15 protein-coding genes and 1 riboswitch are annotated in these 12,323 nt (G+C 44.9%); of the genes, 6 read left to right on the top strand and 9 right to left on the bottom strand.

The window, feature by feature from the left end:
- Positions 1 to 25: 25 nt before the first annotated feature.
- The 4 genes from ACQCT5_RS02385 to ACQCT5_RS02370 all read right to left on the bottom strand — a co-directional run bounded on the left by ACQCT5_RS02385 (position 26) and on the right by ACQCT5_RS02370 (position 4,540).
- Positions 26 to 601 (bottom strand): MEDS domain-containing protein, encoded by a 576-nt coding sequence (locus ACQCT5_RS02385; protein WP_499638627.1) that lies wholly within the window; start codon positions 599 to 601, stop codon positions 26 to 28.
- Between the two features lie 175 nt (positions 602 to 776).
- Entirely contained in the window at positions 777 to 1,382 is a 606-nt protein-coding gene (locus ACQCT5_RS02380) for a YdcF family protein (RefSeq protein ID WP_499638625.1), read from the bottom strand.
- 250 nt (positions 1,383 to 1,632) lie between these two features.
- Positions 1,633 to 2,970 carry an alkaline phosphatase gene (locus tag ACQCT5_RS02375; protein ID WP_499638623.1) on the bottom strand — a complete coding sequence of 446 codons (1,338 nt, stop codon included), beginning with the start codon at positions 2,968 to 2,970 and terminating at the stop codon, positions 1,633 to 1,635.
- A gap of 376 nt (positions 2,971 to 3,346) precedes the next feature.
- On the bottom strand, positions 3,347 to 4,540 hold the full coding sequence (locus ACQCT5_RS02370) for an aminotransferase-like domain-containing protein (protein ID WP_499638621.1): 1,194 nt from the start codon (positions 4,538 to 4,540) through the stop codon (positions 3,347 to 3,349).
- Positions 4,541 to 4,735: 195 nt separating this feature from the next.
- Positions 4,736 to 4,843, top strand: a riboswitch (SAM riboswitch).
- A gap of 114 nt (positions 4,844 to 4,957) precedes the next feature.
- Here ACQCT5_RS02370 and ACQCT5_RS02365 point away from each other — a divergent pair.
- From ACQCT5_RS02365 to ACQCT5_RS02355, 3 genes are all read left to right on the top strand, one after another.
- Positions 4,958 to 6,076 (top strand): sugar ABC transporter substrate-binding protein, encoded by a 1,119-nt coding sequence (locus ACQCT5_RS02365; RefSeq protein WP_499638619.1) that lies wholly within the window; start codon positions 4,958 to 4,960, stop codon positions 6,074 to 6,076.
- 69 nt (positions 6,077 to 6,145) lie between these two features.
- Entirely contained in the window at positions 6,146 to 7,645 is a 1,500-nt protein-coding gene (locus ACQCT5_RS02360) for a sugar ABC transporter ATP-binding protein (RefSeq protein ID WP_499638617.1), read from the top strand.
- Between the two features lies 1 nt (position 7,646).
- Entirely contained in the window at positions 7,647 to 8,627 is a 981-nt protein-coding gene (locus ACQCT5_RS02355; protein WP_499638615.1) for an ABC transporter permease, read from the top strand.
- Between the two features lie 31 nt (positions 8,628 to 8,658).
- Here the strand turns inward: ACQCT5_RS02355 and ACQCT5_RS02350 are convergent, their stop codons facing one another.
- From ACQCT5_RS02350 to ACQCT5_RS02340, 3 genes are all read right to left on the bottom strand, one after another.
- Positions 8,659 to 8,871, bottom strand: a complete 213-nt coding sequence (locus ACQCT5_RS02350) for a helix-turn-helix domain-containing protein (RefSeq protein WP_499638613.1) — start codon at positions 8,869 to 8,871, stop codon at positions 8,659 to 8,661.
- Positions 8,872 to 8,880: 9 nt separating this feature from the next.
- Positions 8,881 to 9,360: a DUF2975 domain-containing protein gene (locus ACQCT5_RS02345; RefSeq protein ID WP_499638611.1), complete on the bottom strand. Its 480-nt coding sequence runs from the start codon at positions 9,358 to 9,360 to the stop codon at positions 8,881 to 8,883.
- 156 nt (positions 9,361 to 9,516) lie between these two features.
- A complete protein-coding gene (locus ACQCT5_RS02340) occupies positions 9,517 to 9,705 on the bottom strand; it encodes a hypothetical protein (protein WP_499638609.1) in 189 nt (62 codons plus the stop codon).
- A 193-nt stretch (positions 9,706 to 9,898) separates the two neighbouring features.
- On the opposite strand from ACQCT5_RS02340, the gene ACQCT5_RS02335 reads away from it, so the two are divergent.
- The 3 genes from ACQCT5_RS02335 to ACQCT5_RS02325 are packed head-to-tail and all read left to right on the top strand — an operon-like array spanning position 9,899 to position 11,392.
- Positions 9,899 to 10,444 carry a class I SAM-dependent methyltransferase gene (locus ACQCT5_RS02335; protein ID WP_499638607.1) on the top strand — a complete coding sequence of 182 codons (546 nt, stop codon included), beginning with the start codon at positions 9,899 to 9,901 and terminating at the stop codon, positions 10,442 to 10,444.
- A gap of 21 nt (positions 10,445 to 10,465) precedes the next feature.
- Entirely contained in the window at positions 10,466 to 10,969 is a 504-nt protein-coding gene (locus ACQCT5_RS02330) for a GNAT family N-acetyltransferase (protein WP_499638605.1), read from the top strand.
- A gap of 24 nt (positions 10,970 to 10,993) precedes the next feature.
- Positions 10,994 to 11,392, top strand: a complete 399-nt coding sequence (locus ACQCT5_RS02325; protein WP_499638603.1) for a VOC family protein — start codon at positions 10,994 to 10,996, stop codon at positions 11,390 to 11,392.
- Between the two features lie 116 nt (positions 11,393 to 11,508).
- Here ACQCT5_RS02325 and ACQCT5_RS02320 read toward each other — a convergent pair whose 3' ends face one another.
- The gene (locus tag ACQCT5_RS02320) at positions 11,509 to 11,907 is read right to left on the bottom strand and encodes a VOC family protein (RefSeq protein ID WP_499638601.1); all 399 of its coding nucleotides are present in this window, start codon (positions 11,905 to 11,907) and stop codon (positions 11,509 to 11,511) included.
- Between the two features lie 22 nt (positions 11,908 to 11,929).
- Positions 11,930 to 12,289, bottom strand: coding sequence for a VOC family protein (locus tag ACQCT5_RS02315; protein ID WP_499639091.1), 360 nt, complete (start codon positions 12,287 to 12,289; stop codon positions 11,930 to 11,932).
- Between the last annotated feature and the right edge of the window lie 34 nt (positions 12,290 to 12,323).

Below are 12,323 nucleotides of genomic sequence, written 5' to 3'. Positions count from 1 at the left end.
CACCTTTTTGAGGTGACTCCTCTCCTTATCTTGTTCCGCTATGATATTGTTTCGAGTCAATCAAATCATCCTCCACCAAAACGTAAGGATGTGTTTCCAGCAAAATGTTTCTCAGGTAGTCTGGCATCTTCTCTCCTTCGTACGCACAGATTAAAGGAAAGGACACCACATTCACCGCTTTATCAACTATTCTTTCAAAATCCTCTATCAGATGCAGAGGATCCTCCATCGACCTCCACTCCACATGCGCCCAGGACCGGAAAGAAATGTCTTTTTCAATATATGGCTGTACCGTTTTTTGAAAGTACTTCTCGATAGCAGGAGGATGATAGCTGCCACTTGAAAAGTAAAAATCGAAGCTGTTGACCCAGTGAAAAAACTTCATTTGTTCTTTTGTTAGCCTCATGCTCAATTCTTTGTGGATCATATGGGAAAGACGGTCGTTTTCAATCAGAATCACGTAATCTCCCGCCAATATGCCATCTTGTATATATTGGACTACCTGCTCAAGGTAATTCTTCATTCCTTTATAGGCATACAGCACGTGTACACTTTTTTGTTCGTCAAACAGCTGTTTCATTCTGCTTTTTATGTGAATCACCACTACTTTTCTTTTAGTACCTTCATTTTACTATATTGATGTAAAGAAATCTCAGTATTTGAAATGGAATACCCACATGTCTTCTACATAGCCTGAACAGCCTTTTTCCTTGCTTAGGATATGTTCGGGAAGGTCTAAAAACGAGAAAAGTCACTTTCTTTTTTGGAAAGTGACTTTACAGGAAGATGTCTTCGTCCACCAAAGCGCCCTGTTTGACATACATGATGATCTTCCGTGCCTCTGCCTCCACCCGCTTTCTCCCCTGCTCACTCTGAAACCAGTTATCCGCACGTGTTGTGCGGTCATTCATCGGACAGAGGGTAAAGTTGATCCAAGGCGGCATATACGTTTTCAGCGTCAGGTGTAGCCTTTTCATATGAAATGCCGTAGTGACAATCAGCAGCCTGTCTATATTATGAAGGGAAAATGCCCTGTCCAATACCAGCATGGATGCCAGCACATTCTCTTTCGTGTGGAGGGAGAGATCCTCTACTAATATATCTTTTTCAGGCACTCCCATTTTGACCGCTTCATGTTTTAGCGCAACAGCCTCAGCATGCTCCTGCCCGTCCCATTTCACACCACCGGAACATAGAATCTTCCCTGCTCTGCCGCTGTGGTAAAGTTCTACCGCTTTTGGCAGGCGGTATTGGACCGCTTTGCTGCTACCGACAACAAGAATGCAGTCGCCATTGTGCTGATCATCCTCCAGGCCTTTGAACAGTAGGCTTGCCATTTGATCATCTGTTATCGTATTCTCATCCAACTCTGAAATGAGCATCAGTTCACCTCCACTTATTCGTAGTAAGCTCTTCTTACAGAACTCCCTACTTATAGGATACTCGGTAAGCTTTGGGGTGGTGACTGAAAATGATAATTTTCTTGGTCTCCTGGTCGATTCTACTTCGGTATAGGCAAGATAGAGTAATTTAGTTTTTCGGGAGTGTCCTGGCCCCGCCCACGTTATCATCTCTTATAAAAAATGCCCTCCGAAAGTCAAGTGATCAACTTTTCGGAGAGCCGATATAAGCTTATTTGCCAAATTTAATTTTCATTGCTTCCGCCATAATTTTAGGGAGGTCTGTGTTATCATGCATTCCTATGAATCTATCTGATTGTGGACCATAAGCGTAGACTGGTAAATCAGTTCCTGTATGTGCGCTGCTTGTCCACCCCACCAACGCCCTGTCACTTATCACTTCATTTATGGCGAGTGCCGGTTTTTCTGCATTCCTTATAACAGCCACTTCCTTATCGGAAAGCTCCAGCTTTGTATATTCTTTCACTATTTCCTTCACATTACTTCGATCATCATTCAATTGTTCTGCCATCATGTCGCCAGTAGCCTCTACCTGATGGAGAATATCAATATTCAAGTCATACTGGCCGTTTGACCCGACAGACATTCCTCCTGTTTCATGATCACCTGCAATCACGACAAGGGTGTTGCCATCCTTTTTTGCAAATTCAAGGGCAGCCTCGACTGCTTCATCAAACGCTTTTGTATCATTCATGGCCCATGCAGCATCGTGAGCGTGACCTGCCCAATCAATCTGAGAACCTTCCACCATCAGAAAGAAGCCATGTTTGTTCTGTTTAAGGGCACCGATTGCTGCATTCGTCATTTCCGCTAGGCTAGGTTCGTTAGTCTCCTTCCGCCCCATTTCCGTTGCCATTGCATTATCAGCGAACAGCCCAAGAATTTTTCCACTTTTTGCAGTAGCCAGTTGGTCACGATCTGATACATATTTGTATCCATTCTCTTTTGCCTGTTCAATAAGGTTCGTGGTAGGCTGTTTGCCGCCTTCTTCTACTGTGGTAAAGTATTCTCGTCCGCCACCAAAGATGACATCCACACCATTTTCAAAATATTGGGGGGCAATCAACGCTTCATCTCCGCGTGAGGTGACGCTGGCTCCAAAGACAGCCGGAGTTGCATGAGTAATCGTGGACGTCGCCACAAGCCCTGTGGACTTTTTGGATTTCTCTGCAGCATCGAGAATGGAGTCCACTTCTTTTCCATCAGGTGTCACCCCAACCATCCCATTATTCGTTTTTACCCCTGTAGCCATTGCAGTACCTGCTGCAGCGGAGTCTGTCACCTCTGTATCAGCTGAGTGAGTTTTTATCAGCCCCTTCACATGTGTATCATATGAAGAGTCTTCTCCTTTATACCAGCGATAGTTTGTGGCATAGGCTGCATTATATCCGTCAGGGATCATATAAATGACATTCTTTACCTTGCCATGCTTTTGATTAGCTACTATTTCCGGTTTTTTTGCCTCTGTTTCCTCCAAACCGATATTTACGCCCAGTCCAGATAATAGAACACCTGCCGCAATCACAATACTTGAAGTTTTTTTCAACATGGTAATTCCTCCCTCATATTTAGCTACAAGAAAATGATAACAAGCTCGTGTAAAAGGAGTATGAACCTACCATTAATAGGTAGTGAAAATATTAAGGCTAATCGCCCTATTCCAATTTCCTCTCCTATTATTATCAGTGACAAATGGAGGAGGTGGTAAGTAATTTACTAGTAAGAGTGACATGGCTGATATTTCAATAGGTTTACAGTGTAAATGGAAGGGATTTCCTAATTCTATAAAAAAACCTGTAAAGTCAGGATTTTATTTGTAATAACCTACATTCACAAAGGCTTAACAAGTAAGAGGGATACAGGTCCCATGTCCCCAGTAAAAAGGCCGTCCGAAAAGTAAGCAAACTTTTCGAACGGCCTCTTCTTTATTTTGCAACATTCACGACTACTTTCCCGAGTTTCTTTATTCCTTCCTCAATCTCCTTCACATCCGCATAGCTGAATGAAAGTCGCAGAAACTCTTTTCCTTCTGCCTGATCCAGAAAGAAGTGCTTCCCAGGAATGTAGGCTAACCCTTCTGCCATGGCCGCTGCCAGCATTTCCGCTGTATCGACTCCCGGAATCCTCACCCAGGCAAAATAGCCTCCTTCGGGCACAAACCACGTAACGGATTCTGGCATGTTTTCCTGCAATGCGGAGAGCATGGCCGCACACTTTTCGCGATAGGTCCTCCTCAGCATCTCAAGCCTCGATTCGAAGTCGATGTTTTCCAGAAAAGTGGCCATTGTACTATGGGCAAATGGATGATCGAGGTCTTTTTTGAACCACCATTGTGCTGTAATGAATTCACGCGCTCCTACTACCCATCCGATCCGCATGCCTGGAGCCACGACCTTGGAGAGGGAACCGATATGAAGCACCCGTCCCTCTTTGTCCATCGCCTTCAGCGTCTCTGGGCTTTCGTTGAATGCAAGCTCCCCATAGGCATCGTCCTCGATGATGAGAAAGTTGTAGGAGGAGGCAAGCTTCAGCAGATGCTTCCTCCGTTCTGCTGCCAGGGTGGTCCCGGTAGGATTTTGAAAGGTCGGGATGGTGTACAGGAAACGCGGCAAAGCGAGGCCGCTCCGTTTTCTTTCTTCGAGCTCTTTTTCCAATAGGTCAGTCTGAAGACCCTGCTCATCAACCGGAATGGAGATGTAATGATCCGTGTAGTTCCGGAAGATTTCCAATGCCTCCATATAGGTTGGTGCTTCCATTGCAACGACCGCTTCCTCGTCAAGGAGGATCCGGGCAACCAAATCAATCGCCTGGCATGCGCCGGAAGTGATCAATAGCTCATCACCGGATACACGCATCCCACGCTCCACCAATCTATCTTGAATCTGCTCTTTCAGCTTATCGATACGCCGACTTCCTAGATAGTGAAGAGGCAAATCCCGCTCCTCATCCAGGAGGCGCGCCACTGCTGCCTTCAGCTCCTGGTCAGGAACAAGCTCTGGTGCAGGATAGCCGGAATTCAGCCGAATACAGTTCTCCGGAATATTTGGCATCCATTCACCAGGCGGACTATTTTTCAGTGCAGCTTTTATGTTGTTGGAGAAAAAGGATTTACTGTCCATGTTCACCATTCTCCTTCCACGGGGACAGTCCCCACTCATTTATATTGATTTTAAACTTCTTCCTTGATCAGTTCCAGTAATTCTTGTTTATAGCTTGCAAACTCTCCAAATTCTCGGAAAATTACTTCTTGACATTACCTCTTCAACCTATTAAAGTGATAATTATAAATTTTTCAAAAGAATTTAATACGTATTCTCTTATCGAGAGTGGCGGAGGGACTGGCCCTATGATGCCCGGCAACCGTTCCATTTGGAATTGGTGCTAAATCCTGCAGGACATATCTGTGTTCTGAAAGATGAGAGAGGAGCATCCCGATATATATATTGCGGTGAAACCTCTCTTTTCAGGGAGGTTTTTTTATTTTGTATGATTCCTCCCTGGCCAAAAATAGAAAAAACTAAAGGGGAGTCATGAGCATGAAGAATAAATCAATCGTGAAATCAGTATTTGCCGCAACACTATCCTTATCACTACTTTTAACAGGATGTTCTTCCGGGAATTCCGGCCAGACTGCAGGAGCCGAGGAAAAGGTATCCTTTGAAAATGTACCGGAGCGCTTTGCAGAAGGCGAGGGTGCGAAAATCAAGGTCATCCGCAAAATCGGGGGCGATGATCATACCGCACAATTCCTGGCAGGTGCAAAACAGGAAGGAGAAGCACTCGGTTTTGAAGTGGATGTATTCACAGCAAACGGGGACAGCGCCAAGTTCCACGATGCAATCGAGCAGGCTGTCACTCAGGATTATGATGGGGTCATCCTTTCCCACGGGGATGATGCGGCGACTGTAGAAGGGGTGAAGAAGCTGGTGGAAGCAGGCAAGAGCGTCGTGACATTCGACTCCAATCCGGATGTCGGGACTGTGGAAGGTGTGACACAGACTTCCCAGGACGATGAAGAACTTGCAAAATTGGCACTTGATCAGCTGGTGAAGGATTTTAATGGGGAAGCAAATATTGTTTACCTTTGGGTGGACGGTTTTCCTCCAATGGTAAGACGGAACGCAGTCTATACGGATACGCTTTCTGGCAATCCCGGCATCAAGGAAGTCGAGCGATTCGGTGTGGCAGCTGCTGATACTTCCGTTCAGACCCAGAATGCCGTAGCTGCGATGCTGAATAAACATAAAAAAGGTGAAATCGACGCCATCTTCGCGACATGGGATGCCTTCGCAATCGGTGCGGCACGTGCGATCCAGGAAGCTGGACGTGACGAGATCAAAATCTACGGAATCGATGTATCCAATGCCGATCTTCAGGAAATCCAGGTGGAAAAAAGCCCATGGAAATACACAGCGGCAGTAGATCCGAAACTGATTGGTGCAGTCAATCTGCGTCTGCTTGCAAAGAAGCTGGCTGGCGAGGAAACGCCGGAAACCTATGACCTCGAGGCATCCCTCATCTCCCAGGAGGAGCTTCGCAAATCAGATCAAGCCGTAAATATGGTGAACCTCGCAGATATCATTGACGGCTGGGGAACCTCCTCGGCATTTGAAGAGGACTGGATGAAGGTGCTGAAGGAGCATTATCAGAAGTAGCCAGCATATTAGGGCACTCTCCTTTCCTAGTAAAGAGAGTGTCTCATTTTTGTGAAAGGAGGACATGATATGGCAGCACAGATTCTTCAAATGACCGACATCTCCATCGAATTTCCGGGAGTGAAAGCGTTAAATCAGGTCGATTTCACAGCGGAAACCGGAAAGGTACATGCGCTTATCGGAGCCAATGGTGCAGGAAAGTCCACACTGATGAAGGTTCTCTCTGGGGCCTACAGTCACTATACCGGCCAAATTGCGCTTGATGGAAACCTCCTCCCCATCCGCACGCCAAAGGATGCACAGGACTTTGGCATCCAGACGGTCTATCAGGAAGTGGATACCGCACTCGTTTCCTATCTGACAGTCGGGGAAAATATCATGCTTGCAAAGACAGTCCGTGGGAACAGACAATTCATCGACTGGCGAGGGCTGCATAAGGAAGCATCCGTTGTGCTGGACAGGCTCAACATCAATCTATCCTCCAGAAGGCTTGTCAGCGAACTGACACTCGCGGAAAAGCAAATGGTGCTGATCGCAAAATCCATCGCAACCGATTGCCGATTCTTGGTTCTGGATGAACCTACAGCCCCATTAAGCCAGACGGAGACGAAGGAGCTTTTCCGTATAATAGAAGACTTAAAGAATCAAAATGTTGGCATCATCTTTATTTCTCATCGGCTGCCTGAAATTTTCGAGCTCTGCGAGGAGATAACGGTGATGCGTAACGGAAAGCTTGTGTCTAGAGAAGTGACAACGGCTACTACTCAAAACAGAGTGGTGGAACAGATGCTTGGCAAGAAGCTGGAGGAGCAATTCCCGGAACAACCAGCCATGCGTGGGCAAACTGTGCTGGAAGTGAGCAATCTCTCCGACTCTACTAAACTGAATAACCTTTCCATCAAAGTCGCAGAGGGCGAAATCGTAGGGATTGCCGGTCTTGTTGGCGCTGGCAAAACGGAGCTATGCAAGACGCTATTCGGCCTATCGGACGTGACATCCGGTGACATTTTCATCAAAGGGCAAAAGGTTCAGCTAAAGAGTCCTCATGAAGCGGTGAAAAGGGGTATAGCACTCGTTCCGGAAGAAAGAAGAAAAGAAGGAATCCTTGTGGCTGAAACGGTTACGACAAACCTTACGGCTGCTTCCTTGAACTCGTTCACTTCTTTTTTCAGCTTTTTAGATCGAAAAAAGGAAAGGAAAAAAGCAACTGAACTTATTACGAGTCTCGGAATCAAAACACCCTCCCCAGATGCCTTTGCACAGCATCTTTCCGGCGGAAATCAGCAGAAAATAGCGATTGGAAAGTGGCTCATCACAGACGCCGATGTGTACATTTTCGATGAGCCGACAAAGGGTGTAGACGTTGGGGCAAAAAAGGATATATATGAATTGATTGCCAATCTGGCAAGGCGCGGAAAAGCGGTCCTCTATGCATCCTCGGAAACATCCGAGATAATGGGGATCACGAGCCGTATGTATGTATTGTATGATGGCGAGGTTTCACGGGAGCTTATTACATCAGAGACCAATGAAGAAGAAATCCTATATTACTCAGCAGGAGGAAAGTAACATGCAGGGTAGCACATCACTCAGTTCGAACTCTTTATTTCAATTTTTATATAAATATGGAACCATCCTGACCATTTTCGTGTTGATTGCCGTCTTTACCATGGCCAATCCATCCTTTATCCAAGGCAACAACATCATCAGCATTCTTCGATCCATTTCGATTGTAACGATCATTGCCATTGGCATTACCGTTTCACTTGCTGTGAATGGATTTGATTTATCGGTCGGCTCTGTCGCCTCCCTATCGAACGCGATCGTGATTTCCATGTTTGTATGGTTTTCACAGAATACTTTCATTGCCATCATTGCAGCCATCACGGCTTCTTTGATTGTTGGCCTTTTGAATTCCCTGCTGATCGTAAAAGTGAAGATTCCGGATATGCTCCTCACCCTTGCCATGATGTTCATCATTCAAGGAATCGCCCTTACATATACAAGAGGCGCGGCCATCTCTCAAAACATGATCATGCCTGATGGAAACTTCTACGAAGGACTGATCAGCCCTCTTTTCAGTAAAATTGGCCAAGTTCCCTGGATTATACTGATCATGGGCACCGTCGTTCTTTTCGTACATATCTTTTTGACATACTCGAAGCACGGCAGGTATATGTATGTGATCGGCGGGAATGCGGAAGCCGCCAAGCTCTCAGGGATTCCCGTGAACAGATACAAAACGGTAGCATACCTGATGTCTGCCCTTTTTGCCTCCATTGGCGGAATCGTCCTGGCATCAAGGATCATGACAGCTGAAATCAATGCAGGAGCACCTTATCTCATGGACTCCGTTGCCGCAGCCTTCATCGGCTTCTCCGTATTAGGCGCAGGCAAACCCAACGCCTTCGGAACCTTCATCGGAGCCGTACTCATCGGCGTCCTCCAAAACGGCCTCGTCATGATGTCCGTCCCCTACTACGCCATGGATATCGTCAAAGGCGGTGTACTGGCTCTGGCACTCGGGATTACGTATTACAAAATGAAATAATGGGGACAGGTCTACTGTCCCCACTCACTCTTCACTCTTCGTCACTTCTGTATTCTAATATATCTCCAGGCTGGCATTCCAGCGCTTTGCAAATCGCCTCTAAGGTTGATAGTCGGACCGCTTTTGCCTTTCCGTTTTTTAATATGGAAAGGTTGGCCATTGTGATTCCGACCCTCTCTGAAAGTTCGGTTACGCTCATTTTCCTTTTAGCCAACATTACATCAATATTGATTATAATCGCCATGTTTTCACCTCAGACCGTTAAATCGTTTTCTGATTTTATGTCGATCGCATTTTTTAACAACTTTTGGAGTACAGCGGAAAAGACTGCAATGACCATGCAACCAAAGATTATGACCATTCCGATCAGTATCATACCCGGGGCATCGTCCACCTCTGCCATAAGATAGATGAGTGGCATAAATACCACATAAAAGGAACCGATAATGATAGCGCAGTATTTGATTTTCTTTAAAGCACTGACTGAAACTTCAGAGAACGCCTCGTTTTTGTCAATATAGCTTAAAAGCATTAAAGTTTGGTACAGTGCAGCGAAAAATACGATTGCTGTTATATACAGCCCGATTAAAAAGGGATACTGCAAAAAATCCAGGGTTGGATTTAATTCTGCAAAAAATCTCGCTATCTCAGGTAATACAAAAATACACAAAGCAAGAACAGGCAGTCCCATCAGAACCACAACGAGTTTTAAAAAGATTGTTTCCCGTTTCATAGAATGCACCTCATCTACTTAATAATAATTTGATTTTAGCATCGAATTTATCGATTTGCAATAAATTATTATTGAAATAAAGAAATGCAAAAAGCAGTGTGATTTCTGTTGTGAAATCACACTGCTTTTTTCTAGCTGGCACTAAAAACAGAAAGGCTAATCCCTGGGATCAAGCGCCTGATAATCCAATTGATATCTTCCGCCTTCAGCAACCTCTGAATGATACAACGCTTTTAGGGCGAAGTTTTTTTCCAGGCCGTGCTGGTCCATCAGCTCTCTTAGGCGCTGCTGTAGGTGGTCGTTGTCCTTGATCAGCTGTTTCATTTGTGATTTCATATATTTCATAGGGAGTAACTCCTTTCAATCCAACTTCTATTCTCCCTAGTATACATGATTACATCATAAAAGGATAAAGGCACTATTCCTATATCCTAATCCTTCAAAAGAGGATCATAAGGGCACTGAAGTTTCAATCGGGAGGATTGATGCTGTTTTTGTTGAATATATAGAAGAATTGAAATAGAGGAGTGGTGGAATTATGAAAGTTGTCGTGGGAGCTGGCGAGTATCATAATAATCCAGGGTGGCTACATACCCAGGAACAGGAACTTAACCTATTGGAAGAATCCACGTGGAGAAATAAGTTTCCCGAGAATTCCCTTTCCGCCATTTTAGCGGAACACATATGGGAGCACCTAACGTATGAAGAAGGGGTGGAAGCGGCCAAGGTCTGCTATCAATTTTTGGCCCCGAATGGCTATGTACGCTGTGCGGTTCCTGACGGTTTTTTTCCGAATGAAGAATACCAGAATATCGTGAAAATAGGTGGCCCTGGCCCCGAAGACCACCCTGCTGCAAGTCACAAAATTGTACACAATTATAAGTCCCTATCCAACATGTTCAAGGCTGTAGGATTTAAAGTGAAACTGCTGGAGTATTGCGATGAAAATGGCAAGTTCCATTTTAATGATTGGGATGGAAAGGAAGGGGTGATATTCCGATCCAAGAAGTATGATTCAAGGAATCAAGGGGAGAACTTGGTCTTTCCTTCTCTCATTGTGGACGCGACCAAGCAGTCTGAATAACTTTAAGGTGAAGGTGATTTTATGGACAATTCTATTCTAATAGATACCATGAAACCGGAAGATTGGAATCAAGTGCGCCAAATTTATCTCGAGGGCATCGCCACGGGGAATGCCACGTTTCAACAAGAGGCACCTACCTGGAGTGATTGGGACAGGGATCACATTTCGGAATGTCGTATTGTAGCCCGTTCAGGAGATACTGTAATGGGATGGGCTGCCTTGAGTCCTGTTTCCAGCAGGTGTGTCTATAATGGTGTAGCGGAAGTAAGCGTCTATGTTGGTAGTAGAAGTATGAATATGGGAGTCGGCAGTATGCTTCTGCATGCATTGATTAAATCAAGTGAGCAGCATGGTTACTGGACGCTGCAATCAGGTATTTTTCCCGAGAACCATTCCAGCATTGGCCTACATAAAAAATTTCATTTCAGGGTAATCGGTGTCCGTGAAAAAGTGGGTAAAATGAATGGTGTGTGGCGTGATGTAGTATTGTTGGAGAGAAGAAGCAGGACGATCGGAGTCGAATGAATAATAGCGAAGGAGTCGATAACAATGGAAAAAGTTACACCATTCTTGATGTTTCAAAATGCCGATGCAGAGGAAGCGATGAATTATTACACGTCTTTAATAGAGGATTCTGAGATAAAAAGTATAATTCGTTACGGAGCCAATGAATCTGGTGACGAAGGAACCGTGATGCATGCGATATTCTCCTTGAAGGGCCAGGAGTTTATGTGCATTGACAGTAATATAAAGCACGCGTTCTCTTTTACTCCTTCCTTCTCCATTTTTATCACATGTGATACGGAAGAGGAACTCGATACGCTATTCGAGAAGCTCAGTGTCGATGGACAAGTACTTATGCCATTAGGGGATTACGGCTTTAGCAAGAAGTTCGGCTGGCTGAATGACCGTTTTGGTGTTTCGTGGCAGGTAAATCTTCCTCATTGATAGTGAATAACGGTAAAAGCACGGATAGCGTTTCCGTGCTTTTAAAATTTTGCCCGCCACTTTTTGAATGACCGGAGTGGAAAGCAGGATGCAGACAGAAATAATGTTCACACTCTTTATCTACTATTTTTAAACTTTGGACTCAATTCACTCCATACATCGAAAAGATTTCCATCCAAGTCATAGAACACAAAGTTGTTTCCCGCGTGGCCACGGTCTTCTATCTGCCCGACTTCGACTCCTTTTCCTTTTAAGAACGTATGTAAGGAAGAAAGTTCTTCAAATCCATCCACTTCAAATGTCATGGAGAAATGAAGGTTCCCATGAATGTCTTCAAAACCCAATCTCTCCCCTGGCTTAGCTTTGACAAGAAAAATGCTTTGATCGGCAAAATCCATAATCGCCTTGTCCTCATTGTGGAAATTTTCCACTGCACCCAAAGTCTCCTGATACCAGTTCGAAGCAGTCTCCGGATCTGAAACCGGTATATAGGTAGTCCCCACTCTTTTTATCATCGTGATATCCTCCTTATTACCTTTAAAACTCCACCACACCCAATGTATTGCCATCCGGATCATAGAAGTCAAAGAAACGCATTCCATCCGCAGAGTGGATTTCCCCTACGTTATAGCCGTTTTCCACCAGGAAAGTATGGAATCCATCGACCTCCTCGATATAGAAATTGAATGGACTGTGAATGCGCTCCGGCAGCTTCTCGGTTTTGAAAATCGTTAATGCCGTTTTCACTTCTTCCCCTTCCTCATTAAAACGGAAGCCAACATAGTTACCATCTCCGCTCCGATACACCACTCGAAAAGGAAACACTTTCATATACCACTCCTCCGACCGCTGAATATCCGTCACAGGAACAAAAACCGTATCAATTCTCTTCACCATTTTCAATAGTATTCACCCCCTTTATTAAATAACG

The sequence above is a fragment of the Sutcliffiella halmapala genome (genome assembly GCF_050107295.1).
Lineage (GTDB): Bacteria > Bacillota > Bacilli > Bacillales > Bacillaceae_I > Sutcliffiella_A > Sutcliffiella_A halmapala_A.
This window is presented reverse-complemented; position numbering and strand designations above follow the sequence as displayed.

What these genes read in the sequence shown, in the direction of transcription:
- ACQCT5_RS02380 (WP_499638625.1), bottom strand. Translation starts at nt 1,382, where the DNA reads ATGCTCATTTCAGAGTTGGATGAGAATACGATAACAGATGATCAAATG.
- ACQCT5_RS02375 (WP_499638623.1), bottom strand. Translation starts at nt 2,970, where the DNA reads ATGTTGAAAAAAACTTCAAGTATTGTGATTGCGGCAGGTGTTCTATTA.
- ACQCT5_RS02370 (WP_499638621.1), bottom strand. Translation starts at nt 4,540, where the DNA reads ATGGACAGTAAATCCTTTTTCTCCAACAACATAAAAGCTGCACTGAAA.
- ACQCT5_RS02365 (WP_499638619.1), top strand. Translation starts at nt 4,958, where the DNA reads ATGAAGAATAAATCAATCGTGAAATCAGTATTTGCCGCAACACTATCC.
- ACQCT5_RS02360 (WP_499638617.1), top strand. Translation starts at nt 6,146, where the DNA reads ATGGCAGCACAGATTCTTCAAATGACCGACATCTCCATCGAATTTCCG.
- ACQCT5_RS02355 (WP_499638615.1), top strand. Translation starts at nt 7,647, where the DNA reads ATGCAGGGTAGCACATCACTCAGTTCGAACTCTTTATTTCAATTTTTA.
- ACQCT5_RS02350 (WP_499638613.1), bottom strand. Translation starts at nt 8,871, where the DNA reads ATGGCGATTATAATCAATATTGATGTAATGTTGGCTAAAAGGAAAATG.
- ACQCT5_RS02345 (WP_499638611.1), bottom strand. Translation starts at nt 9,360, where the DNA reads ATGAAACGGGAAACAATCTTTTTAAAACTCGTTGTGGTTCTGATGGGA.
- ACQCT5_RS02340 (WP_499638609.1), bottom strand. Translation starts at nt 9,705, where the DNA reads ATGAAATATATGAAATCACAAATGAAACAGCTGATCAAGGACAACGAC.
- ACQCT5_RS02335 (WP_499638607.1), top strand. Translation starts at nt 9,899, where the DNA reads ATGAAAGTTGTCGTGGGAGCTGGCGAGTATCATAATAATCCAGGGTGG.
- ACQCT5_RS02330 (WP_499638605.1), top strand. Translation starts at nt 10,466, where the DNA reads ATGGACAATTCTATTCTAATAGATACCATGAAACCGGAAGATTGGAAT.
- ACQCT5_RS02325 (WP_499638603.1), top strand. Translation starts at nt 10,994, where the DNA reads ATGGAAAAAGTTACACCATTCTTGATGTTTCAAAATGCCGATGCAGAG.
- ACQCT5_RS02320 (WP_499638601.1), bottom strand. Translation starts at nt 11,907, where the DNA reads ATGATAAAAAGAGTGGGGACTACCTATATACCGGTTTCAGATCCGGAG.
- ACQCT5_RS02315 (WP_499639091.1), bottom strand. Translation starts at nt 12,289, where the DNA reads ATGGTGAAGAGAATTGATACGGTTTTTGTTCCTGTGACGGATATTCAG.